The organism is Sphingomonas sp. BK069 (genome assembly GCF_014193405.1).
Lineage (GTDB): Bacteria > Pseudomonadota > Alphaproteobacteria > Sphingomonadales > Sphingomonadaceae > Sphingomonas.
This window is the reverse complement of record NZ_JACHZH010000005.1, coordinates 26,806-48,502: the sequence shown is the minus strand read 5'-3', so window position 1 is coordinate 48,502 and position 21,697 is coordinate 26,806. Positions and strand designations below refer to the sequence as shown.

The following is a 21,697-nucleotide window of genomic DNA, read 5'->3' as shown; positions in this document are numbered from 1 at the left end:
GAAACGAGTTCAGGATGACGGGGAGAGAGAGCGGAGAGCGGCCACTGCCAATCCCTTTCCGTGTTGCTGCACACGCAGGAACCCAGGGCCACGCACGTCACCCCCGCGGCCCTGGGCTCCGGCGTGCGCCGGAGCAAGGCGTCGCTCGAGCGTGTCGGTCGGCCGGAGCATCTCCCCCGTCCGGCTCACCCCACCCGCGGCAGCCACTCGCGCAGGGTCGCGTTGACCGCCTCGGGCGCCTCCTGCTGCACCCAGTGCGACACGCCCGGCAGCCGCCGCACGGTGAGGTCGGCGACGTAGCGCTCGGTCCCGTCGAGCGTCTCCAGCCCGAGCGCTTTGTCCTCCTCACCCCATACGATCAGCGTGGGCACCTCGACCCGCCCTCCGTTGCCGAAGCGCATCCGCTCGCGGTGGCGCGCGGCGGCGCGATACCAGTTGATCATCGCCCTGAGCGCGCCCGGCCGCCGCGCCGCGGCGGCGAAGACGTCGAGCACCGCGTCGGGGAAGCGCGTCTTGTCCACCGCCATGCCGCGGAAGGCGCGGCGCACCAACGCGGCGTCGCCCAGCGCCATCAGCTGCTCGGGCAGCCACGGGAGCTGGAAAGCGCCGATGTACCAGCTGCGCCGCCGCTGCGGCCGGTGGCGCAGCGCCGCGGCGAAGCAGGCGGGGTGGGGCAGGTTCATCACCACCAGCCGCTCGAGCGGGCGCACCTTGTTGATCGCGAAGTTCCACGCGATCGCGCCGCCCCAGTCGTGCGCGATCAGCGTGAGCGTGCGCGCGCCGCTCGCGTCGAACAAGGCGGCGGCGTCGGCGACGATCCGGTCCATCGTATAGTCGGTGACCGCGGCGGGGCGTGAGGTGCCGCCATAGCCGCGCTGGTTCGGCGCCCAGACGCGATAGCCGAGCCCGGCGAGCAGCGGCATCTGGTGGCGCCAGCTATAGTGCAGCTCGGGGAAGCCGTGGAGGCACAGCGCGAGATGCTCGCCGCTGCCCGCCTCGGCGACCTCGAAGGTAAGGCCGTTGGCGGCGACTTCACGGATCGCGATGCCGCAGTCGGGGGCGGGGTGCCAACTGGGGGTCATGGTGTCCGCTCAAACAATCTTTTCGGGCGGCGGCTGTCCAGACGGCGCTGCCGAGGAGGCATGACCTTGCTCCCTACCCTTCAGGGAAGGGCTGGGGTGGGCGCTTGCGCGAGCTGCACGCCCACGGTGAAGCCCCACCCCCAGCCCCTCCTCTACAGGGGAGGGGCGCTAGCTCACTCCGCCGCGACGCCCGCGAACATGTCGCCGCTGGCCTCGCCCGCGTCCTCGTTCGCCGGGCGCGCACCCTTGGCCTTCTGGCGCTTGTCGAACGAGTCCCACACGTCGTTCCACTGGCCCTTGGTCGCCGCCTTCGAATACTCCGTCGCGCGCGTCTCGAAGAAGTTGGCGTGCTCCACGCCGTTGAGCAGCGGGGTGAGCCACGGCAGCGGGTGCTCGTCGATCATGTAGATCGGCTTCAGTCCCAGCTGGTTGAGCCGCCAGTCCGCGATATAGCGGATGTACTTCTTGATCTCCTTCGGCTTCATCCCCTCGACCGGGCCCATCTCGAAGGCCAGATCGATGAAATTGTCCTCCAGCCGGATCGTCGTCTGGCACACGTCGGCAATGTCGTCCTTCACCGCCTTGGTCAGGCACTGGCGCTCTGCACAGAAAGCGTGGAACATGCGGATGATGCCCTCGCAGTGCAGGCTCTCGTCGCGCACCGACCAGCTGACGATCTGCCCCATGCCCTTCATCTTGTTGAAGCGCGGGAAGTTCATCAGCATCGCGAAGCTGGCGAAGAGCTGGACGCCCTCGGTGAAGCCGCCGAACATGGCGAGCGTGCGCGCGATGTCCTGATCGTTGTCGACGCCGAAGTTCTGCATGTAATCATGCTTGTCCTTCATCTCGCCGTACTCGAGGAAGGCGCCATACTCGCTCTCGGGCATGCCGATCGTGTCGAGCAGGTGCGAGTAGGCGGCGATGTGGACCGTCTCCATGTTGCTGAACGCGGTCAGCATCATCTTGACCTCGGTCGGCTTGAACACGCGGCCGTATTTCTCGTGGTAGCAGTCCTGCACCTCGACGTCGGCCTGGGTGAAGAAGCGGAAGATCTGGGTGAGCAGGTTGCGCTCGTGGTCGGTCAGCTTCTGCGCCCAATCGCGGCAGTCCTCGCCCAGCGGCACTTCCTCGGGCAGCCAGTGGAGCTGCTGCTGGCGCTTCCAGAACTCGAACGCCCAGGGGTATTCGAACGGCTTGTACTGCTTGCGGGCTTCGAGAAGGGACATGGCTACACTCCGGGTGAGACGAATATAGGAAATCAGGTGGGCGAGATCAGGCGGGCGGGTCGGTCATGGCTCGAGGCTCCACTGCCACATCGCCGCGGCGGACAGCGCCAGCACGACCCCGCCCGACAGCGCCATCACACCGACCATGCGATAGGCATAGACCCGCGCCTCGGGCAGCGGGCGGCGCAGCTCGGCGAGCAGCCACGCGCCGGCGAGCGCGAACACCGCCGCCACCGCGAACATGATCGCGGACTGGAGCGGCAGCGTGCTCAGCATGCGACCATCTCCCGCCCCGTGCGTTGCGCCCCCGAACCGAACAGAGGAGACTGACGATGGTCGATGCCAGCCAGATCAAGGAACATGCCGAGGTGATCGGCGCGGACGGCGTGCACGTCGGCACCGTCGACCATGTCGACGGCGACCGGATCAAGCTGACCAAGAACGACTCGCCCTCGACGCAGGACGGGCAGGGCGCGAAGCACCATTACTTGCCGCTCGGGCTGGTGGCGGAGGTCGAGGGCGACCAGGTCCGCCTCTCGGCGACCGCGCAGAACGCGCAGGACATGTTCGAAGAGGCCGAGTGAGGCGTTAGCGCCTCCTCCCGGCGGGCGGGGGCGCGAGGCCGATCGGATCGTGACAGGTGGGGCGGCGCTCGTCATCGGGCGCCGCCCTTTCGCGTGGGACACGCACCGCCGGCCGTCACCGTGGCGACCGTGCTGAGCGGCGATCGTCGCGCGTGGGCGGGAGGGGGCAGTGATCGATCGTCCCCGAGGGGCATCGCTGCTCTCCTGCCCAACGGTCACGCTCACCCGGGCGGGCAACCTGCGGGAAGACGCCTCCGCTCTTCCGCCGAGGGGTGAGGCGAACCGCATCAGCGCGCGCGCGGCGAGCCGCTCGCGCCACGCGCCATGGTCGCCGGCGACGAGACGATAGGAGCGCCTCTCACGCACTGTGCCTGCGATCGCCGCTGGCTCGGGGCAGATGCCATGTTCAACCACCTTGGGCACGAGATGTGTCAGCCTTCTCAGCGTCCTCGCGGTCGCACGCGCCGAGTCTCCGAAGTCCCTCCCAGATACCCGATCGACCCCGCCGTCGCCACCGTTTTCTCAATTGGGAAGCCATAGCTCGCACTGTCAAAACACAACATATGGGGCCGATCCGATGCGAGTGCCGCCATGGCTAGTGCGAGCGTGAGCGCCTCGCCTTGCCGTGGCGATCCGCGTCCAGACGTCGCGCCCCGGAAGCATCCCGCTAGACGGCGCGATCGTCCGGGGATGAACAGCTCATCCCGGGCGGGCGGGGCGATCTCGCGCCGGCCCCGGCCGCTACGGCGCACGTGGCTCGGCGGCGACGAAAACCGGACGAGGTCACTTGCCCTCTACGCCGGGCTGCCCGCCGCCGCTACTGATGTTCCGGACTCGCAGAGTTCCATCGCTACGCTGGAGCAGGACGCCCGATGCCGCACGCCTTTATCTGTGACGCGATCCGCACCCCGATCGGCCGGCTGGGCGGCGCGCTCGCGACGATCCGCACCGACGACCTTGCCGCGGTCCCGCTGCGCGCGCTGATCGAGCGCAACCCGCGCGTCGACTGGGCCGCGGTCGACGACGTGCTGCTCGGCTGCGCCAACCAGGCCGGAGAGGACAATCGCAACGTCGCGCGCATGGCGACGCTGCTCGCCGGACTGCCCGACTCGGTGCCGGGGGCGACGATCAACCGGCTGTGCGGATCGGGGCTCAACGCGGTGGGCAGCGCGGCGCAGGCGATAAGGGGCGGCGACGCCGCGCTGCTGATCGCAGGCGGGGTCGAGAGCATGACCCGCGCGCCCTTCGTGCTGGGGAAGGCGCAGGCGGCGTTCGACCGCGCGCAGCAGCTCGAGGACACGACCTTGGGCTGGCGCTTCATCAACCCGAAGATGCGCGAGGCGTACGGCGTCGATTCGATGCCGGAGACGGCGGAGAACGTCGCCGACGAGTGGCGCATCACCCGCGCGGAGCAGGACGCCTTCGCACTCGCCAGCCAGCAGAAGGCCGCCGCGGCGATCGCCGGCGGGCGGATGGCGGCGGAGATCGTCGCGGTCAGCGTGCCGCAGCGCGACGGCGAGCCGATCCTGGTCGAGCGCGACGAGCATCCCCGCACGACCAGCCTGGAGGCGCTGGCCAAGCTGAAGCCGGTGGTGCGGGCCGACGGCACCGTCACCGCGGGCAATGCCTCCGGCCTCAACGACGGCGCGGCGGCGATGCTGGTCGCGAGCGAGGAAGCAGCGGCGCGGCACGGGCTGACGCCGCGCGCGCGCGTCCTCGGCATGGCGGTGGCGGGGATCGCGCCGCGCATCATGGGGGTCGGGCCGATCGAGGCGGCGCGCAAGCTGTGCCGTGTCACCGGCATCGGTCTCGACCAGCTCGACGTGATCGAGCTGAACGAGGCCTTCGCCGCGCAGGCGCTCGCGACCTTGCGCGACCTCGGCATCGCGAGCGACGACCCGCGCGTCAATCGCAACGGCGGCGCGATCGCGCTGGGCCATCCGCTCGGCATGTCGGGCGCGCGGATCGCGATGAGCGCGGTGGAGGAGCTGCACCGCACGCGCAGCCGCTATGCCATGGTCTTCATGTGCATCGGCGTGGGGCAGGGCATCGCCCTCATGCTGGAGCGCGTCTAGTCGCGCGCTTCCGCAGTCGCCGGAGCACGCTTCAGCTCGCCGGATCGTGTCGTTCGCGCCGGCACGGTCCGTCGGAGAAGGGTTCACCCCCGGGTGATCAGGCGAAGCTGATCTCGAAGGCGCTGGCGTGGCGGCTCGGCAGGCGCGCGGGGCAGTCGATCACCAACGCGCGATCGGTCTGACGAAAGGCGATCGTGCCGTCGTGGCCGAGCAGCCGCACGCGCCGCACCCGCCGCGGCTCGTGCGGGTTGCCCGAGGCGAGCGACGTGACCGCGACGTCGCCCTGCGGCGGTGCGAGCGTGATCGCGTAGAGCCGCCCGTCGCGCGTGGTGAAGCGGATGTCCTGCGCGACATAGTCGCCGCTCTCCTTGAAGTCGCCCGCCGCCGCCTCGGTCGGCCCTTCGCCGTGGACTTTCCACGGCCGGGTGCCGTGGATCGCCGCGCCGTTGACCGGCATCCAGGCGGCGAGCGCGTCCAGCAGCTCGACCGACGGCGGCGGCAGGCTGCCGTCGGCGCGGAGCGCGACGTTGAGCAGCAGGTTGCCGTTCTTGCTGACGATGTCGGCCAGCATCGAGATGACCTGCGCCGGCGTCTTGTAGCGATCGTTCTCGTTCTCGAACCAGTCGCCGTTGGACGTGTCGGTCTGCCACGGCAGCGGGTCGATGCCCTTCAGCACGCCGCGCTCGACGTCCTGCACGCCCCATTCGCGGTGGAACTCGCCCGAGCCGAGGCTCTTCGAGGCGTAGACCGCCTCCAGCCGGCCGCTGCGCGCGATGCTGCTGTTGTAGAGGTGCGCCACCAGCGAGCGCCCGACCTCGCCGAACGGCAGCCCGCCGTCGGAGTAGAGCAGGTCGGGCTGGTAGCTGTCGACCAGGTCGCGGATGCGCTTGTACCAGTGCGCGTGATAGGCCGGGTTCCTGGTGTACCAGGTGTCGGGCGGGCCGAGGAACGGTTCGTCGCGGTTGTCGTGATACAGATCGGCGTAGCGCGGGTCGGCACCGTCGTAGCGCACCCCGAGCTTGGGCCAGAACTGGTCATATAGGTGGCTGGGATACCACCAATTGTAGCTCGCACCGAGATGCTCGGAAACGCCGAAGCGCAGGCCCCGGCGCCGCGCCGCGTCGCGCCAGGCGCCGACGATGTCGCGCTTCGGTCCCATCGCGGCGGCGTTCCAGCGGTGATGCTTGGACCGCCACAGGTCGAAATTGTCGTGGTGCACCCCCATCGAGACGAAGTAGCGCGCGCCCGCCGCGGCATAGCGCGTCATCAGCGCCTCGGGATCGAACTTGTCGGCGGTCCAGAGCGGGATGATGTCCTTGTAGCCGAACTCGGACGGGTGCCCGTAAGTCTTGAGGTGGTGCGCGTAATGCGGGTGGCCGGGGCAGTACATAAAACGCGCGTACCAATCGCCCTGGCGCGGCACCGCCTGCGGCCCCCAGTGCGCCCAGATGCCGAACTTGGCGTCGCGGAACCAGTCGGGCGCCTGATAGCCGAGCAGCGACTCCACGGTGGGTCGAAAGCGGCCCGGCGCGACCGCGAGCGGCACCGCGGGTGCCTCAGCGCCGGCGGCGGCGGCCCCCAGCGAGCCCGCCATGAACTCGCGCTTGCTCCAGCCCGGCATCGCTCTCCCCCTCCCCCTCCCCCTCCCCTGATCGCTCTCATCCTTGCAAGCACGTTTTCATTTTGCAAGCGGGAACGCCATGGGTCACGATTGTTCGCGCTCGTCGAACCGGCCTTGAGCGTGACTTTTGTGTTATCCCCCTCGTCATTCCGGACTTGGTCCGGGATCCACCGTGCCGCAAGCCAACGGCGCGCTGTTCCCGCGGAGGCGTGGATCCCCGAACAAGTCCGGGGTGACGGAACCGGCAATATGGATCCGGGCGCAAGACCGGGACGACAGCAGGAACAAGGGCGCCCACATTTGACAGGATCGCCGCGGCTCCTATGGCCGTGTCACGCTTTTGGGGGAGGTGGCGCGTGACGGCGGGAGGAAAGGCGACCTACGCGGCGCCGGCGGTCCAGAAGACCTTCGAGATCCTCGAGCTGCTCGAGCGCCACCCCGGCGGCCTGCTCGTGAGCGAGATGGCCACGCTGCTCGGCCGATCGGTCGGCGAGCTCTTCCGCATCGTCGTCGTCGTCGAGCAGCTCGGCTATCTCCGCAAGTCGCGCAAGGACGATCGCTACTCGGTCGCCTACAAGCTGCTCGACCTGGCCTATCGCTCGACCCCGGCGCGCAACCTGGTCGATGTCGCGCGCCCGGTGGTGCGGCGCCTGGCGGTGGAGACCGGGCAATCGTGCCACCTCGTCGTCCGCAACGAGGCCAGCGGGCTCGTCATCGCGCGCGAGCACAATCCCGGCACGCGCGGCTTCGCGCTTCGCCTCGGCGCCAGCGTCGACCTACTCGCGAGCTGTTCGGGCAAGGTGCTGTTGTCGTTCGCGACACCGGAGGATCGCGAGATCGCGATCACGCAGGCGGCCGAGATCGCGGCGCCGCTGGATCGTGACGCGCTGGAGCGGCAGCTGGCGCTGATCCGCAAGGCCGGTTTCGCCCAGCGCAAGAGCCCGATCACGCTCGGTGTCACCGACATCAGCTATCCGGTGTTCGGCTTCGACGGACTCGTCGCGGCGGCGCTGACGATCCCCTTCCTTCGCCTGATCGACGGCTCGCAGACGGTCGATCTCGACGCCGCGCGCGAGCGGCTCGCCGCCGCGGCGGGCGAGATCACCAACGACCTGTCCTCGGCGGCCTGACGTCGCCGCCCTGGCGGTGAGGCGGGGTGAGGCGGATGATCCTGGCGGTCACGCACGACCCTGTCATGCGTGACCGCCCGTTACCTCACTGACAGGCGAGGCACTCGTCATAGTCGGTGCTCTCGGCGAGCGAGAATTGCGGCTTGTCGAGCGTGTTGTCCGCCTCGACCCCGCCCTGGCCCTCGGCCCCCGCGAAGCCGGCGCGCTGCACCGACTTGGAGCGGAGATAATAGAGCGACTTGATCCCCAGCTCCCACGCACGGAAGTGGAGCATCAGCAGGTCCCACTTCTCCACGTCCGCCGGGATGAACAGGTTGAGCGACTGCGCCTGGTCGATATAGGGCGTGCGGTCGCCGGCGAGCTCGAGCAGCCAGCGCTGGTCGATCTCGAACGACGTCTTGTAGCAGTCCTTCTCCTCCTGGCTGAGGAAGTCGAGGTGCTGCACCGAGCCGCCATGCTCGAGAATCGAGTTCCACACCGCGTCCGAGTTCTTGCTCTTCTCGGTGAGCAGCTTCTCGAGATACGGGTTCTTCACCGCGAAGCTGCCCGACAGCGTCTTGTGGGTGTAGATATTGGCCGGGATCGGCTCGATGCAGGCGCTGGTGCCGCCGCAGATGATCGAGATCGACGCGGTCGGCGCGATCGCCATCTTGCACGAGAAGCGCTCCATCACCCCCATGTCGGCGGCGTCGGGGCACGGCCCGCGCTCATGCGCGAGCACCATCGAGGCCTCGTTCACCTGCGCGTTGATCTGGCGGAACATCTTGAGGTTCCAGCTCTTCGCCATCGCCCCCTCGAACGGCAGCCCGCGCTGCTGGAGGAAGGAGTGGAAGCCCATCACGCCCAGCCCGACCGAGCGCTCGCGTCCCGCCGAATAGGCCGCGCGCTCCATCCCGGGCTCGTGGCGATCGATGTAATCCTGCAGCACGTTGTCGAGGAAGCGCATCACGTCCTCGACGAAGCCCTTCTCGTCCTTCCACTCGTCCCACGTCTCGAGGTTGAGCGAGGAGAGGCAGCACACTGCGGTGCGGTCGTTGCCGAGATGATCACGGCCGGTCGGCAGCGTGATCTCGCTGCACAGGTTCGAGGTCGAGACCTTGAGCCCGAGGTCGCGGTGATGCTTGGGCATGGTCGAGTTCACATGGTCCGCGAAGACGATGTACGGCTCGCCGGTGGCCAGCCGGGTCTCGACCAGTTTCTGGAACAAGGCGCGCGCGTCCACCGTGTTGCGCACCGACCCGTCCTTGGGGCTCTTGAGCTGCCACTCGGCGCCGTCGCGCACCGCCTCCATGAAGGCGTCGGGGATCAGCACGCCGTGGTGCAAGTTGAGCGCCTTGCGGTTGAAGTCGCCCGAGGGTTTGCGGATCTCGAGGAACTCCTCGATCTCGGGGTGCGAGATGTCGAGGTAGCAGGCGGCCGAGCCGCGCCGCAGCGAACCCTGGCTGATCGCCAGCGTCAGCGAGTCCATCACGCGCACGAACGGGATGATGCCGCTGGTCTTGCCGTTGAGCCCGACCGGCTCGCCGATGCCGCGGACGTTGCCCCAATAGGTGCCGATCCCGCCGCCGCGCGAGGCGAGCCAGACGTTCTCGTTCCAGGTCTGCACGATGCCGTCGAGGCTGTCGGGCACCGAGTTGAGGTAGCAGCTGATCGGCAGCCCGCGCCCGGTGCCGCCGTTGGACAGGACCGGGGTGGCCGGCATGAACCATAGCTTGGAGATGTAGTCGTACAGCCGCTGCGCGTGCGCGGCGTCGTCGGCATAGGCCGAGGCGACGCGGACGAACAGGTCCTGGAAGCTCTCGCCGGGCAGCAGGTAGCGGTCCTTGAGCGTCTCCTTGCCGAAATCGGTCAGCAGCGCGTCGCGCCCGTGATCGACCTCGACCGGATAGGGCCGCGCCCGCGCGCCGTGCTTGGCGATCGTGTCGCTGCCGGGCGTGTCGCCGCTGGGCTGCGCCTCGGTCACCGCGCTCGCGCTCGCCGTCTCGATCGTCTCGGTGATCATCGCCGCACCGTCCGTTTCCCTGAAATCCATCGCCATGCCGCTCCCGCTCCTGGCTTCACTCACCGAATCGAGGCAGAACCCGATCCTAGACGACACCGAACCCGCTGAGAACAAAAAGAGACCACCGCATCGTCCGCGACCGTCCGGGCGCGCCCCACCGATATGGGGAGCCATGTCCTGTTCTACTACCATTGGGGTCGATACGCCGACCTGACCTCTACAGATTGTGGCAGATCGCGATGGCGGGCAAGCCGGTAAAAGCGCCCGAGAGCGGACCTAAGCACCGCGCAGCCCCGGTCGCGGTGCGGCGACGCGCGGACTTTCGCCGCCTCCCGCAATTGCAAGAGAACGATCGGCGAACAAAAATTTTTTGGGGCGACCGTCCTGCAGGCGCCCATTTCTCCTACCGCGCGTTCTGTCCCGAAACGGGATGAATAGCCGAACGCGCTGCCCGGCTGAGCCCTGCGCACGGCAAATTTGTCCAATAAGTCCTGCCGTCTATGCGGCAGGTTCGATGGAATTCACGCCGCGACCCAGGGTCGCGGGAGCGGCGTGCGGAGACGAATGCGATGCCTGCTGACGGATCGCCGCTGGACGCGTTCCCCGCGTCCTCGCGCGCGCCCGGCGCCGCGCTCCACCAGCACGAGATGCTCGCCGCCTTCGCCGAGCTCGCCATCCTGTCGGAGGACATCGACCTGCTGCTGCAGGAAGCGTGCGACTATGTCCGGCGCGCGGTCGGTGCCGACATCGTGCTGCTCTACCGCCAGAACGCGGACCGCCGCTCGGTCGAGCTGCGCGCCGGGGCGGGCATCGCGCCGTCGCTGATCGGCAGCCATATCGCGCAGGGTGACGAGCGGTCCCTGGAGAGCCGGCTGCTGCGCGACGGCGAACCCGTGATCGTGCCCGACGTGCTGGACGAGCCGCGGCTGGAGACGCGCGGGCTGCTGCGCAGCTTCGACCAGCGCGGGCTGGCGCTGATTCCCCTGCGCGACGGGCCGGGCACGCCGATGCTGGGCCTGCTCCACATCAGCACGCGCGCGCCGCGTGACTTCTCGGCCGAGTTCGCCTTCCTGCGCATCTACGCCAGCCTGGTCGCGGCGAGCATGTTGCGCATCGACGCGCTGCGCCGCCGCCGCGACGAGCAGGCCGCGCGCGAGCGCAGCGAGTGGCAGCTGCGGCTGGTGCTCGAGGGCATCCCGCAGCTCGTCTGGTGCGCCGAACCGGGCGCGCAGTGGCGCTGGATGGGGCCGCAATGGACCGAGGTGACCGGGCGCGACCCCGACTCGAGCCTCGGCCGCGGCTGGCTCGACGCGGTCCACCCCGAGGACGCGGTCGCGGTGGAGGAAGCCTGGGGCGCGGCCGAGGTGCGCGGGATCTTCGAGGTGGAGTGCCGGATCTGGCACCAGCATGACGGGACCTATCGTTGGTACCAGGGCCGCGCGCTGCCGACCGCGTTCGAGCTCGGCGAGCCGACCTGGGTGGGCACCTTCACCGACGTCGAGGACCTGCGCGCGCTCGAGGCGCGTCAGGCGGTGCTGGTCGCCGAGTTGCAGCATCGCACGCGCAACCTGCTCGCGGTGGTGGAGGGGATCGCGTTGCAGACGATGGCCGCGGCGGCCTCGCCCGAGGCGTTCGAGGCAGGCTTCCACGACCGCTTGCAGGCGCTCGCGCGCGCGCAGCGGCTGCTGTCGGGGAGCGAGAAGCTGACGCTGCGCCACCTGCTGGAGACAGAGCGCGATGCGCTGGGGATCGTCGACCGCGAGTCGCTGATCACGCTCGACGGACCCGACGTGCTGCTGCCGAGCACGATGGTGCAGACGCTGGCGCTGGTGGTCCACGAGCTCGCCACCAACTCGCGCAAGCACGGTGTGATCGCGCGCGGCGCGGGGCGGATCGCGATCCGCTGGCAGGTGAACGTTACCGGCGGCGAGCCGATGCTCGATCTCGCCTGGGAGGAGACCGGCGACTGGCCCGCCCCGGCCGCCGACTCGCGGCGCGGCTTCGGGCGCGAGCTGATCGAGCGCGCGCTGCCGTTCCAGCTCGGCGCGTCGAGCGATTATCGCATCGCGGCGGGCACGGTGACGTGCCGGCTCCACGTCCCGCTCGGCGGCGCGGCATGAGCGGCGGCGCGGGGGAGGGGGAGGTCGGCGCGTTCGCGGGGCGGCGCCTGCTGGTGTGCGAGGACGAATTCTACGTCGCGGTGCGGCTGGAGCGCGCGCTGCTCGACGCGGGCGCGAGCGTCACGCTGTTCGCCAGCCTCGCGCCGGCGCTGGCGCATGCTGCCCACGAGGAACTGCCCGACGCAGCGCTGCTCGACATCAACCTGCGCGGCGAGCTCAGCTTCCCGCTCGCCGACGCGCTGCTCGCGCGCGGCGTGCCGGTGATCTTCCTCAGCGGCTATGACACCGCCACGATCCCTCCGGCCTATCGCGACGTGGCGCGGCTTCAGAAGCCCGTGACGCTCGTGCAATTGACCGGCCGGCTGGAGCAGCTGCTCCGCCGCTGATCCTGGTCGCGCGGAACATCCAGCGGCGGCAACGGGTTGCTGCGCCGCGTCGCCTCCATTCACAGGCTGTTCAAGCCCCTCTCCCTATGCGAGCACGAGTGAGAATGCACCGCCGCCTGCTCCCGCTCCTGCTGCCATTCGGGCTCGCCGCGCCGGCCGCGGCCGCGCCCGACCAGGTGCGCGAGGGAGCGGTGGCGCTGCAGGCGCGGCGCGCGGGCAAGATCCTGCCGCTGCCCGAGATCGAGCGGCGCGTGCTGCCGACGATGAAGGGCGCGCAATATATCGGGGTCGACCTGGAGATGCCCAGCGGCATCTACACGCTCAAGTTCCTGCGCGACGGCAACGTCATCTGGGTCGACGTCGACGGCCGTTCGGGGCAGATCATCGGCCGTACCGGCAACTGAGGGGGAAGAAGAGTAATGCGCGTGCTCATCGTCGAGGACGAGCCGAACCTCGGCCAGCAGCTCAAGTCCACGCTGGAGGGCGCGGGCTATGCCATCGATCTCGCCACCGACGGCGAGGAGGGGCATTTCCTCGGCTCGACCGAGAATTACGACGCGATCGTGCTCGACCTCGGTTTGCCCGAGATCGACGGGCTGACCGTGCTCGACCGCTGGCGCAAGGAAGGGCGCGTCACGCCGGTGCTGGTGCTCACCGCGCGCGACAGCTGGTCCGACAAGGTCGCGGGGCTGGATGCCGGCGCCGACGATTATGTCGCCAAGCCGTTCCAGACCGAGGAGCTGATCGCCCGGCTGCGCGCGCTGATCCGCCGCGCCTCGGGCAATGCCTCGTCCGAGCTGACCGCGGGCGACGTGCGGCTCGACACGCGCTCGGGCAAGGTGACGCGCAACGGCGAGCCGGTGAAGCTCACCGCGCAGGAATACAAGCTGCTGAGCTACCTGCTCCATCACAAGGGCAAGGTGGTCAGCCGCACCGAGCTGATCGAGCACATCTACGACCAGGACTTCGACCGCGACTCGAACACGATCGAGGTGTTCGTCACGCGCATCCGCAAGAAGCTGGGGCAGGACGTGATCACCACGATCCGTGGCCTCGGCTACAGCCTGGACGATCCGGACGCGTGATCGCGTGACCGCGGCCGACCCCGCCGTCGACGCGCCGGCCGAGGAACCGCGCGCGCGCGGCTCGATCACGCGGCGCATGATCCTGATCGCGGCGCTGTGGATCTCGGCGCTGCTGGTCGGCGGCGGCTTTGCGCTCGACCGCGTGCTGGTCGGCGCGGTGACGGGCAACGCCGACGACCAGCTGGAATATGTGCTGCGCTCGCTGCTGGTCTCGGCCGAGATGGACTCGACCGGCGAGGTGACCTTCAACCGCGAGCCCGCCGACCAGCGCTTCGTCGAGCCTTATTCGGGGCTCTACTGGCAGGTCTCGGCGCCGGGCCACGAGGCGTTCGTGTCGCGCTCGCTGTGGGACCGCCAGCTCGCCTATGGCAAGCCGCACGACGATCGCGCCGTCCACAGCTACGACAGCGCTCAGTTCAAGGACGAGAAGCTGCGCATCGTCGAGCGCGACGTCACCTTGCCCGGCTCCAAGGTGCGCTGGCGCTTCCAGGTGGCGTCGAGCCGCGAGGCGCTCGACGCCCAGATCGCGGTGCTGCGGCGTACCTTGGTGCGCAGCTTCGTGCTGCTCGGCGTCGGGCTGGTGATCCTGGCGGCGTTGCAGACCTTCTACGGTCTGCTGCCGCTGCGCCGGCTGCGCATCGAGATCGCCAAGATGCGCGCCGGCCGCTCCAGCCGGATCAGCGGGAAGATGCCGCTCGAGCTGCTGCCGATGGTGGAGGAGCTCAACGCCTTGGTGGCGCACAACGAGACCCAGGCGGAGGAGGCGCGGCGTCACGCCGGCAACCTGGCGCACGCGCTCAAGACGCCGCTCACCGTGATCATGAACGCGGCCACCGCGCAGTCGGACGACCTCGCCGCGACGGTGATCCGCGAAGCGCGGACGATGCGGCGTCAGGTCGACCATCACCTCGCGCGCGCGCGCGCGGTGGGACGGCGCGGCTCGGCGCACAGCCGCGCCGCGGTGTGGCCTAGTGTCGAGTCGGTCGAGCGCGCGGTGCAGCGGCTCTACCCGCACGTCCGCATCGACATGACCGGGCCGCGCGACCTGGTGGCGCATATCGAGCGCCAGGATCTCGACGAGATCATGGGCAACCTCGTCGAGAATGCGGCCAAATACGGCGGCGGCAGCGTCTTCGTCACGGTCGGCGCGCAGGCCGGCTTCGTCGAGGTGGTGGTGGAGGACGACGGGCTCGGCATCCCCGAGGCCGACCGGGTCCGCATCTTCGACCGCGGCGTGCGGCTCGACACCGGCAAGCCCGGCACCGGCCTGGGCCTCGCGATCGTGCGCGACGTCGCCGAGATTTACGACGGCACGGTGGCGCTGGAGGAGAGCGAGGACCTCGGCGGGCTGCTGGTGCGGCTGCGGCTGCCCATGGCGAGCTGAGCAGCAGTCGCCTCAGCAGGTCGCCGGGCTGGGCGCCGGCAGATAGTCGCTCAGCTCGACCAGTCGAAACCGGCCCGACAGGCGCGCGTCGTCCCGGAGCAAGGGGCCGTGCCCGGCGCCGAAGATCGCCACGGTGCGATCGCCCGCCGCGCCGCCGACCCGCAGCAGGTTGGCGTAGATGCGCAGGTTGCGCGCGTACCAGCCGCCCACCCAGGCGGCGCCTGGATTGCGTTCGTCGTCGCCGAAGGTGGCGATCTGGTAATAAGGGCGGGCGAACGCGGCCAGTGTGGCCTGGTCATTATAGTGCCGCACCCAGTCGGCGAAGACGTGGCACCGCTCGAACGCGCCGTCGGCGTCCGCCTCGCGCTGCGCTGCCGCCTGATAGGCCGCCCACTCGGCGGCGCGGCCATGCCCTTTCATCCAGCCGACAAAATCGTAGTCCGCGTCGCTGCCCGGATTCTCCTTGAGCCAGTCAACCGCGTCGACGCGCCGCAGGCCGAGTCGGGCGGCGAGACGCAGCCCGATCTGGTCGACCTCGTTGGTCGTCAGCGTGTAGTGCCCCGCGCGGTAGGCAGCGTAGCGCCGGTCGAGCCCAGCCTGGTCGCTCGCCGCCCACTCCACCGCCACGTGAGTCGGCCGGAAGGCGGCGAGCCGCTCGACCAGCGCGACGATCTCGCGCTGGCGCGCTGGCGTGAGCACGTCCTCCACCTTCGTGTTGGCGATGTCGCGCCCGGGATTGGCGAGATGCGGCAGGCCGACGACCATGAGCTCGGGCGTCTGCGCGCGCGCGCCCGGCGCGACCAGCACCCCCGCCGCCGCGATCATCCACCGTCGCATCCTGCCCTACCTCCCTCGTTGTCGCACCGCGATCATCGGGCCGCGCGCCGGCACGCGCAACCGCACGCCCGGCGGCGCTGACCCACGCCGGTGGCGGTCTCCCCGGCGCGAACGTACAATCCATTAACCATCTTCTCGCCTAGCATTCGCGCCGGCGCCGCGGCGACCCGACGGCGCGAGTCTCGGAGGGGAAAAGTGATGAGGCTATGGGCAGTGATCGCCGCCGCGGCGGCCGTGACGATGAGCGCACCCGCGAGCGCGGCCAGCTATGTGTTCGACTTCAGTGGGGGCGGGCTCAGCGGCACCGTCTCGCTCACCTATGAGGCCAATCCGAACACCGGCCCGATCGGCACCTCGCCCAATCGCTACGACCCGGTCGGCTCCTATGTCATCACGGGCGCGAGCGGTACGCTCAGCAACAGCAACATCGACCTGACCACCACGATCACCGGTGTCGTACCCAGCAACCCGGGCAAGCCGACCCCGGACAACCTGCTCGCGCCCGCCAGCTTCGGCCATTATGTCGTGAAGAACGGCGTGCCCGGTCCGGGCGGGGTCGCGCCCGGCTTCTCCTACGACAATCTCTTCTACCCGGCCGGGTCGCCGCCGACCGCGACCGATTACCCGTTCGGCGGCGGCTTCCTCGACATCTACGGGCTGGTCTTCACCACCAGCAGCGGCAAGGCGGTGAACTTCTGGAGCAACGGCGACACCGGCCAGGGCGTCAGCTACGGCGCCGGCACCACCGACGGGGTCAGCGTGCTCGATTATGCCGGCGGCATCGTCGCGCGCACCGCGGTGCCCGAACCGGCCACCTGGTTAACGATGATCCTCGGCTTCGCGCTCGCCGGTATCGCACTGCGCCGCCGCCGCGGCAAGGAGGTGCTCGCGCTGCCCTGACTCGAGACGGCGGCGCGACGTCTCGGCGACACGCCGTCCGCGGCGACCATGCCGCTCAGGGCAGGTCGATCAACGCGGTTGCGGAACGGCCAAGGCCTTGCCTGCGCGTGGCGCCGCGCCGCCAGGCGTCGCCGCGGCACCGTCCGCGCTGGGCGCACCGGCGACGTTGACCGGGGTCGGGCCCGGCGCCGGTCTCGGCGCGCCGGCGGTGGCGGTGCCGTCGACGATCGTGAGGTCGCGCGCGGGCGGATCGCCGACGATATGGATGCGCAGCCCGTAGGCGAGCGCGGCGAGGACCAGCGTCGCGCCGATCAGCAGCAGCAGCCGGAGCATCAGGGGCTTGGATGTCAGGCGGGACATGGCACCTCTGCTCGCGACCCAAAGGGATGGGCGGGCAGCTGCCGGCGCGGCCGGATGACGGTCCGCCCGCCGCCCTCATTGTAGCGGGCGGCGCGCGTGCCATGCCGATCGGCGTCGATTATCTCGCCGGTGCTGAGCTCCTCAGCGCTCGCTCAGATAGTAACGGTCGGTCGCCGCCAGCTGATCATCCAGCTCGTAGACGATCGGCTGGCCGGTCGGGATCTCCAGCCCGGTGATCTCGTCGTCGGGGATGTTCGACAGGTGCTTGACCAGCGCGCGCAGCGAGTTGCCGTGCGCCGAGATCAGCACGCGCTGGCCGTCCCGCAGCGCGGGCGCGATGCGCTGCTCCCAGTAGGGCAACACGCGAGCGATCGTGTCCTTCAGGCTCTCGGTCGCGGGCACGTCGATCCCGGCGTAGCGGCGGTCGGCGGAGAGGTCGAAGGCGCTGCCCGGCTCCATCGGCGGCGGCGGCACGTCGAAGCTGCGGCGCCAGACATGGACCTGCTCGTCGCCGTGCTTGGCCGCGGTCTCGGCCTTGTTGAGCCCGGTCAGCCCGCCGTAATGGCGCTCGTTCAGCCGCCAGTCTTTCTCCACCGGCAGCCACAGCCGCCCCATCGCTTCCAGCGCGAGGTCGAGCGTCTTGATCGCGCGCGTCTGCAGCGAGGTGAAGGTCTGGTCGAAGTCGAGCCCCTTGGCCGCCATCAGCTCGCCCGCGGCGCGCGCCTCCGCGGCGCCCTGCTCGGTGACGTCGACGTCCCACCAGCCGGTGAAGCGGTTCTCGAGGTTCCAGGCCGACTGGCCGTGGCGGATCAGGACGAGCGTGGGCATGCGGATACTCCTGCTAGAGCGCGAGCGCGAGAAACTGGTTGTGCGGGCTGGGTTGGTAGTCGGCGAAGGCGGCGCAGGGGGCGAAGCCGGCGCGGCGGTACAGCGCCAGCGCGGCGTCATAGGCCGGGGTGGTGCCGGTCTCGAGATAGAGCCGCGTCAGTCCCGCGTCGCGCGCGGCCGCCACGATCACGGCGAGGATGGCGCGCCCGGCACCGCGGCCGCGATAGGCCGGCGCGGCGCGCATCGACTTGACCTCGCCGGCGCCGCCGTCGAGCCGCTTGAGCGCGCCGACCGCGGCGAGCGCGTCGCCGTCCCAGGCGGCGAACAGCGCCACGTCGGGCGCCGCCAGCCGCGCCGCGTCGAGCGCGAAGGAGAAACCCGCCGGCGTGCCCGTGCGCTGGTCGGCGACATGTGCGGCGAGAAGCGCCGCGATCGCGGGCTCGGACGGGTCGCCGCGCCGCACCCGATAGTCGCGCCTCGCCTCACCCGGTCCGTCCACGCTCGCTCCCGCTTGTCGCCTGCTCGGCATCGCTCTAGCGGAAGGAGCGTGCGAGACAACCGCGCTCGCCCGGAGACTCAGCGATGCCGATCACCCGCCGCCCGCTCCACCACGACGGCCCCGGCGGCCGTTTCGCCGGCGTGTTCGCCTGGGACGACTCGATCGCCGGCCCGCGCCCCGGCGTGCTCGTCGTGCCCAACATCCTCGGCCAGAAGGAGGCCGACAACGCCAAGGCCGAGGCGCTCGCCGCGCTCGGCTACGCCGCTTATGCCTGCGACCTGTACGGCGAGGGCCGCCGCGCCGAGCCCGGCCCCGACATCGCGCGCTACATGGACGAGCTCAACGCCGATCGCGCTCTGTTACGCGATCGGCTCGCCGCCAGCCTCGCCGCGCTGGTGGCGCAGCCCGAGGTCGAAGCCGCACGCACTGCCGCGATCGGCTTCTGCTTCGGCGGCAAGTGCGTGCTCGACATGGCGCGCGCCGGGCTCGAGGTGCGCGGCGTGGTGAGCTTCCACGGCGTGTACGATCGGCCCGACTATGCCAGTGTCGCGCCGATCACGGCCAAGGTGCTGGTGTGCCACGGCTGGGACGACCCCCTCGGCCCACCTGAGGCGGTCACCGCACTGGCGCAGGAGCTGACCGAGGCGAGGGCGGACTGGCAGATCCACGCTTACGGCAACGCCGGCCACGCCTTCACCGATGAGGCGCGCCGCGGCTCGACCGTGCCCGGCGTCGCCTACGAGGAGCGGGCGGACCGGCGGAGCTGGGCGGCGATGCGGTACTTCCTGGAGGAAGCGCTGGGGTGAAGGGGCTAAATGCTCCCCTTCCAGGGGAGCGTTGCGAAATTCGCTCGACGTGCGGGTTTGATGACGTGTTCCGGCGAACGCCGGAATCCAGGGCCAAGCAGAACAACCCTTTGCGGCGTATGCGTTCCTGTGCAAGCGGAGGGTCTGAGGCTTTTCCCGCATGGCGCCGGCCGCCCAGAGCCCCTATCTCCGAGGGGTGCCAAAGAAACCGTCCCCCGGCCTGCCCACGCGCGAGCAGGTGCTCGACTTCATCGCCACTTCCGCCACGCCCGCGGGCAAGCGCGAGATCGCGCGCGCCTTCGCGCTCTCCGCGCAACAGAAGATCGCGCTCAAGGCGCTGCTCAAGGACATGGCCGACGAGGGGCTGATCGACTCCGCCCCCGGTCGCGCCTTTCACAAGATGGGCGGGCTGCCCAAGGTGACCGTGCTGCGCGTCGCCGACGTCGACGAGGGCGGCAACGTCTGGGCGGTGCCGGAGAACTGGCAGTCCGACGCGCCCGTGCCGCGGATCCGCGTGCGCGAGCGCCGGCGCGGCGCGCTCGGCGTCGGCGAGCGGCTGCTCGCGCGGACGGAAGAGACCGGCCACGGCTGGACCGCGCACCCGATGAAGGTGCTCGCGCCCGCGGCCGAGCAGCTGATCGGCGTGCTGCGGCGCGAGGGCGATCGGCTCTGGCTCCAGGGCGTCGAGAAGAAGGAGCGGCGCGAATATGCCGTGTCCGACGCGGGCGACGCCGAGGCGGGCGACCTGGTACTCGCCGAGAAGGCCGGCCGCCCGCCGCGGATCACCGCGCGCGTGGTGCAGCGGCTGGGCGACCCGTTCGCGCCGCGCAGCTTCTCGCTGATCGCGATCCACCGGCTCGGCATCCCCGACGTGTTCGCGCAGGAGGCGCTCGACGAGGCGGCGCGGGTCGCGCGCCAGCCGCTCGGCGAGGGGCGCGAGGACCTCACCCACCTGCCGATCGTCGCGATCGACCCCGCCGACGCGCGCGACCACGACGACGCGGTCTGGGCCGCGCCCGACGACGATCCCGCCAACGCGGGCGGGTGGCAGGCGATCGTCGCGATCGCGGACGTGAGCTACTATGTCCGCCCGAAGAGCGCGCTCGACCGCGAGGCGCGCGCGCGCGGCAACTCGGTCTATTTCCCCGACCGGGTCGTGCCGATGCTGCCCGAGATCCTCTCCGCCGACGTCTGCTCGCTCAAGGCGGGGGAGGACCGCGCCGCGCTGGCCTGCCACCTGCGAATCGGCAAGGACGGTGCGCTGAAGAGCTGGCGCTTCTCGCGCGCGCTGGTGCGGCTGGCGGCGAACATCGCCTACGAGGAGGCGCAGGCCGCGATCGACGCGCGGGCGGCGCGCACGGTCCGCCCCGACACGGGGAGGGGGACCGCCGGCGCAGCCGGTGGTGGAGGGGGGGCGCCACAGGCGCTGCCGTCGGGAGAGTCGCGTCCTACCATCGTCCCGACGGTGGAGCGCCCCCTCCACCACCCGGCTGCGCCGGGCGGTCCCCCTCCCCGTGCCGGGGAGGATTTAGCCCCCTTCGCCTGGAACCCCACCCTCGTCGACACCGCGCTGGCGCCGCTGTGGGACTGCTGGCGCGCGCTCGCCGCGGCGCGCGACCGGCGCGAGCCGCTTGAGCTCGACCTGCCCGAGCGCCGCGTCGTGCTCGACGAGAAGGGACGGATCATGTCGGTGGCACCGCGCGAGCGGCTCGACGCGCACCGGCTGATCGAGGATTATATGATCGCCGCCAACGTCGCCGCCGCCAAGGCGCTGGAGGCCAAGAAGGCGCCCGTGATGTACCGCGTCCACGAGGCGCCCGCGCGAGAGAAGCTGGTCGCGCTCAAGGACTATCTCGCCACCTTCGAGGTCGCCTTCGCGCTCGGCCAGGTGATCCGCCCCGCCACCTTCAACCACATCATCGCGCGCGTCGGTGATGCCGAGTTCCGCCCAGAAATTATGGAGCAGATCCTGCGCAGCCAGACTCAGGCCTATTACGCCCCGCTCAACCAGGGGCATTTCGGGCTGGCGCTGGGCAGCTACGCGCATTTCACCTCGCCGATCCGGCGCTACGCCGACCTGATGGTCCACCGCGCGCTGGTGAGCGCCTACGCGCTCGGCCCCGGCGGGCTGGCGGGCGACGAGGATTTCGAGCGCGCGGGCGAGACGATCAGCCAGCTCGAGCGCCGCGCGATGGAGGCCGAGCGCGAGACGATCGACCGCTATGTCGCCGCGTATCTGGCGGAGCGTGTCGGCGAGCTGGTCGAGGCGCGGATCACCGGCGTCACCAACTTCGGCTTCTTCGCCACGGTCGAGGGGGTCGGCGGCGACGGATTGATGCCGGTGCGCGACCTGGGCGGCGAATATTTCCGCTATGATGAGGCGTCTCGCCGGCTGGTCGGCGAGCATAGCGGCGAGACCTATGCGCAGGGGCAGCGGCTGGAGTTGCGGCTGGCGGAGGCCAACCCGGTCTCGGGCGCGCTGCGCTTCGAGCTGCCCGAGGGCCGCTACGGCGGCGCGGGTGGGGGAGGGCGGGCGCGAGAGAGGGAGAGCGAGCGCCGCCCGCCGCGCGTGCTCAAGCGGCGCGGGCGGCCCGGCAACATCCGCCACCAGGGGAAACGCTGACGTCCTCTCTTCCCTTCAGGATGCCCCGGTGGTCATACCAGCACGCTCCTCACTCTTCGTCATCCCGGACTTGTTCCGGGATCCACTTCTCCGCGAGAGCGACGCTTTCAGAGTAAGCGGCACGGTGGATCCCGGACCAAGTCCGGGAT

20 protein-coding genes are annotated in these 21,697 nt (G+C 70.3%); 11 read left to right on the top strand and 9 right to left on the bottom strand.

Annotation, left to right across the window (positions count from 1 at the left end; genetic code table 11):
* Nucleotides 1–185: 185 nt before the first annotated feature.
* The 3 genes from FHY02_RS15650 to FHY02_RS15640 all read right to left on the bottom strand — a co-directional run bounded on the left by FHY02_RS15650 (nucleotide 186) and on the right by FHY02_RS15640 (nucleotide 2,584).
* A complete protein-coding gene (locus FHY02_RS15650) occupies nucleotides 186–1,082 on the bottom strand; it encodes an alpha/beta fold hydrolase (protein WP_183923853.1) in 897 nt (298 codons plus the stop codon).
* A 173-nt stretch (nucleotides 1,083–1,255) separates the two neighbouring features.
* Nucleotides 1,256–2,308, bottom strand: a complete 1,053-nt coding sequence (locus FHY02_RS15645; RefSeq protein WP_183923851.1) for a ribonucleotide-diphosphate reductase subunit beta — start codon at nucleotides 2,306–2,308, stop codon at nucleotides 1,256–1,258.
* Between the two features lie 63 nt (nucleotides 2,309–2,371).
* Entirely contained in the window at nucleotides 2,372–2,584 is a 213-nt protein-coding gene (locus FHY02_RS15640; protein ID WP_183923849.1) for a hypothetical protein, read from the bottom strand.
* 56 nt (nucleotides 2,585–2,640) lie between these two features.
* Here FHY02_RS15640 and FHY02_RS15635 point away from each other — a divergent pair, with 56 nt between their 5' ends.
* Nucleotides 2,641–2,892: a DUF2171 domain-containing protein gene (locus tag FHY02_RS15635; RefSeq protein WP_183923847.1), complete on the top strand. Its 252-nt coding sequence runs from the start codon at nucleotides 2,641–2,643 to the stop codon at nucleotides 2,890–2,892.
* Between the two features lie 872 nt (nucleotides 2,893–3,764).
* A complete protein-coding gene (gene pcaF / locus FHY02_RS15630) occupies nucleotides 3,765–4,967 on the top strand; it encodes a 3-oxoadipyl-CoA thiolase (protein ID WP_183923845.1) in 1,203 nt (400 codons plus the stop codon).
* 97 nt (nucleotides 4,968–5,064) lie between these two features.
* Here the strand turns inward: pcaF and FHY02_RS15625 are convergent, their stop codons facing one another.
* Entirely contained in the window at nucleotides 5,065–6,588 is a 1,524-nt protein-coding gene (locus FHY02_RS15625) for an alpha-L-fucosidase (RefSeq protein ID WP_183923843.1), read from the bottom strand.
* A 356-nt stretch (nucleotides 6,589–6,944) separates the two neighbouring features.
* On the opposite strand from FHY02_RS15625, the gene FHY02_RS15620 reads away from it, so the two are divergent.
* Nucleotides 6,945–7,718: an IclR family transcriptional regulator gene (locus FHY02_RS15620; RefSeq protein WP_311731857.1), complete on the top strand. Its 774-nt coding sequence runs from the start codon at nucleotides 6,945–6,947 to the stop codon at nucleotides 7,716–7,718.
* Between the two features lie 85 nt (nucleotides 7,719–7,803).
* Here the strand turns inward: FHY02_RS15620 and FHY02_RS15615 are convergent, their stop codons facing one another.
* Complete coding sequence (locus FHY02_RS15615) at nucleotides 7,804–9,750, bottom strand: ribonucleoside-diphosphate reductase subunit alpha (RefSeq protein ID WP_183924347.1); 1,947 nt, start codon at nucleotides 9,748–9,750, stop codon at nucleotides 7,804–7,806.
* A 539-nt stretch (nucleotides 9,751–10,289) separates the two neighbouring features.
* Between FHY02_RS15615 and FHY02_RS15610 the strand changes: the two genes are divergently transcribed.
* The 5 genes from FHY02_RS15610 to FHY02_RS15590 all read left to right on the top strand — a co-directional run bounded on the left by FHY02_RS15610 (nucleotide 10,290) and on the right by FHY02_RS15590 (nucleotide 14,695).
* Nucleotides 10,290–11,840, top strand: a complete 1,551-nt coding sequence (locus FHY02_RS15610; RefSeq protein ID WP_183923838.1) for a sensor histidine kinase — start codon at nucleotides 10,290–10,292, stop codon at nucleotides 11,838–11,840.
* Nucleotides 11,837–12,226: a response regulator gene (locus FHY02_RS15605; protein WP_183923829.1), complete on the top strand. Its 390-nt coding sequence runs from the start codon at nucleotides 11,837–11,839 to the stop codon at nucleotides 12,224–12,226. Before FHY02_RS15610 ends, FHY02_RS15605 begins: the two co-directional genes overlap by 4 nt.
* Before the next feature lie 104 nt (nucleotides 12,227–12,330).
* Entirely contained in the window at nucleotides 12,331–12,630 is a 300-nt protein-coding gene (locus FHY02_RS15600; RefSeq protein WP_260172939.1) for a hypothetical protein, read from the top strand.
* A gap of 15 nt (nucleotides 12,631–12,645) precedes the next feature.
* The gene (locus tag FHY02_RS15595) at nucleotides 12,646–13,311 is read left to right on the top strand and encodes a response regulator transcription factor (RefSeq protein ID WP_183923825.1); all 666 of its coding nucleotides are present in this window, start codon (nucleotides 12,646–12,648) and stop codon (nucleotides 13,309–13,311) included.
* A gap of 76 nt (nucleotides 13,312–13,387) precedes the next feature.
* On the top strand, nucleotides 13,388–14,695 hold the full coding sequence (locus tag FHY02_RS15590; RefSeq protein WP_183924345.1) for a HAMP domain-containing sensor histidine kinase: 1,308 nt from the start codon (nucleotides 13,388–13,390) through the stop codon (nucleotides 14,693–14,695).
* 12 nt (nucleotides 14,696–14,707) lie between these two features.
* Here FHY02_RS15590 and FHY02_RS15585 read toward each other — a convergent pair whose 3' ends face one another.
* On the bottom strand, nucleotides 14,708–15,532 hold the full coding sequence (locus tag FHY02_RS15585; RefSeq protein WP_183923823.1) for a DUF5694 domain-containing protein: 825 nt from the start codon (nucleotides 15,530–15,532) through the stop codon (nucleotides 14,708–14,710).
* Between the two features lie 198 nt (nucleotides 15,533–15,730).
* On the opposite strand from FHY02_RS15585, the gene FHY02_RS15580 reads away from it, so the two are divergent.
* A complete protein-coding gene (locus tag FHY02_RS15580) occupies nucleotides 15,731–16,432 on the top strand; it encodes a PEPxxWA-CTERM sorting domain-containing protein (RefSeq protein ID WP_183923821.1) in 702 nt (233 codons plus the stop codon).
* Nucleotides 16,433–16,501: 69 nt separating this feature from the next.
* On the opposite strand, the gene FHY02_RS15575 is transcribed toward FHY02_RS15580, so the two are convergent.
* The 3 genes from FHY02_RS15575 to FHY02_RS15565 form a co-directional block, all read right to left on the bottom strand.
* The gene (locus FHY02_RS15575) at nucleotides 16,502–16,792 is read right to left on the bottom strand and encodes a hypothetical protein (protein WP_183923819.1); all 291 of its coding nucleotides are present in this window, start codon (nucleotides 16,790–16,792) and stop codon (nucleotides 16,502–16,504) included.
* Between the two features lie 141 nt (nucleotides 16,793–16,933).
* Entirely contained in the window at nucleotides 16,934–17,620 is a 687-nt protein-coding gene (gpmA, locus tag FHY02_RS15570) for a 2,3-diphosphoglycerate-dependent phosphoglycerate mutase (RefSeq protein WP_183923817.1), read from the bottom strand.
* A 13-nt stretch (nucleotides 17,621–17,633) separates the two neighbouring features.
* Nucleotides 17,634–18,119, bottom strand: a complete 486-nt coding sequence (locus tag FHY02_RS15565) for a GNAT family N-acetyltransferase (protein WP_311731856.1) — start codon at nucleotides 18,117–18,119, stop codon at nucleotides 17,634–17,636.
* A gap of 83 nt (nucleotides 18,120–18,202) precedes the next feature.
* Here FHY02_RS15565 and FHY02_RS15560 point away from each other — a divergent pair, with 83 nt between their 5' ends.
* Together FHY02_RS15560 and FHY02_RS15555 are read left to right on the top strand one after the other, a co-directional pair.
* The gene (locus FHY02_RS15560; RefSeq protein ID WP_183923813.1) at nucleotides 18,203–18,925 is read left to right on the top strand and encodes a dienelactone hydrolase family protein; all 723 of its coding nucleotides are present in this window, start codon (nucleotides 18,203–18,205) and stop codon (nucleotides 18,923–18,925) included.
* A 160-nt stretch (nucleotides 18,926–19,085) separates the two neighbouring features.
* Nucleotides 19,086–21,548, top strand: coding sequence for a ribonuclease R family protein (locus FHY02_RS15555; RefSeq protein ID WP_183923811.1), 2,463 nt, complete (start codon nucleotides 19,086–19,088; stop codon nucleotides 21,546–21,548).
* Nucleotides 21,549–21,697 lie beyond the last annotated feature (149 nt).

What these genes read in the sequence shown, in the direction of transcription:
- pcaF (WP_183923845.1), top strand. Translation starts at nt 3,765, where the DNA reads ATGCCGCACGCCTTTATCTGTGACGCGATCCGCACCCCGATCGGCCGG.
- FHY02_RS15555 (WP_183923811.1), top strand. Translation starts at nt 19,086, where the DNA reads ATGGCGCCGGCCGCCCAGAGCCCCTATCTCCGAGGGGTGCCAAAGAAA.
- FHY02_RS15625 (WP_183923843.1), bottom strand. Translation starts at nt 6,588, where the DNA reads ATGCCGGGCTGGAGCAAGCGCGAGTTCATGGCGGGCTCGCTGGGGGCC.
- FHY02_RS15610 (WP_183923838.1), top strand. Translation starts at nt 10,290, where the DNA reads ATGCCTGCTGACGGATCGCCGCTGGACGCGTTCCCCGCGTCCTCGCGC.
- FHY02_RS15645 (WP_183923851.1), bottom strand. Translation starts at nt 2,308, where the DNA reads ATGTCCCTTCTCGAAGCCCGCAAGCAGTACAAGCCGTTCGAATACCCC.
- FHY02_RS15640 (WP_183923849.1), bottom strand. Translation starts at nt 2,584, where the DNA reads ATGCTGAGCACGCTGCCGCTCCAGTCCGCGATCATGTTCGCGGTGGCG.
- FHY02_RS15560 (WP_183923813.1), top strand. Translation starts at nt 18,203, where the DNA reads ATGCCGATCACCCGCCGCCCGCTCCACCACGACGGCCCCGGCGGCCGT.
- FHY02_RS15615 (WP_183924347.1), bottom strand. Translation starts at nt 9,750, where the DNA reads ATGGATTTCAGGGAAACGGACGGTGCGGCGATGATCACCGAGACGATC.
- FHY02_RS15635 (WP_183923847.1), top strand. Translation starts at nt 2,641, where the DNA reads ATGGTCGATGCCAGCCAGATCAAGGAACATGCCGAGGTGATCGGCGCG.
- FHY02_RS15575 (WP_183923819.1), bottom strand. Translation starts at nt 16,792, where the DNA reads ATGTCCCGCCTGACATCCAAGCCCCTGATGCTCCGGCTGCTGCTGCTG.
- FHY02_RS15585 (WP_183923823.1), bottom strand. Translation starts at nt 15,532, where the DNA reads ATGCGACGGTGGATGATCGCGGCGGCGGGGGTGCTGGTCGCGCCGGGC.
- FHY02_RS15650 (WP_183923853.1), bottom strand. Translation starts at nt 1,082, where the DNA reads ATGACCCCCAGTTGGCACCCCGCCCCCGACTGCGGCATCGCGATCCGT.
- FHY02_RS15605 (WP_183923829.1), top strand. Translation starts at nt 11,837, where the DNA reads ATGAGCGGCGGCGCGGGGGAGGGGGAGGTCGGCGCGTTCGCGGGGCGG.
- FHY02_RS15580 (WP_183923821.1), top strand. Translation starts at nt 15,731, where the DNA reads ATGAGGCTATGGGCAGTGATCGCCGCCGCGGCGGCCGTGACGATGAGC.
- FHY02_RS15595 (WP_183923825.1), top strand. Translation starts at nt 12,646, where the DNA reads ATGCGCGTGCTCATCGTCGAGGACGAGCCGAACCTCGGCCAGCAGCTC.
- FHY02_RS15590 (WP_183924345.1), top strand. Translation starts at nt 13,388, where the DNA reads ATGATCCTGATCGCGGCGCTGTGGATCTCGGCGCTGCTGGTCGGCGGC.
- gpmA (WP_183923817.1), bottom strand. Translation starts at nt 17,620, where the DNA reads ATGCCCACGCTCGTCCTGATCCGCCACGGCCAGTCGGCCTGGAACCTC.
- FHY02_RS15600 (WP_260172939.1), top strand. Translation starts at nt 12,331, where the DNA reads ATGCACCGCCGCCTGCTCCCGCTCCTGCTGCCATTCGGGCTCGCCGCG.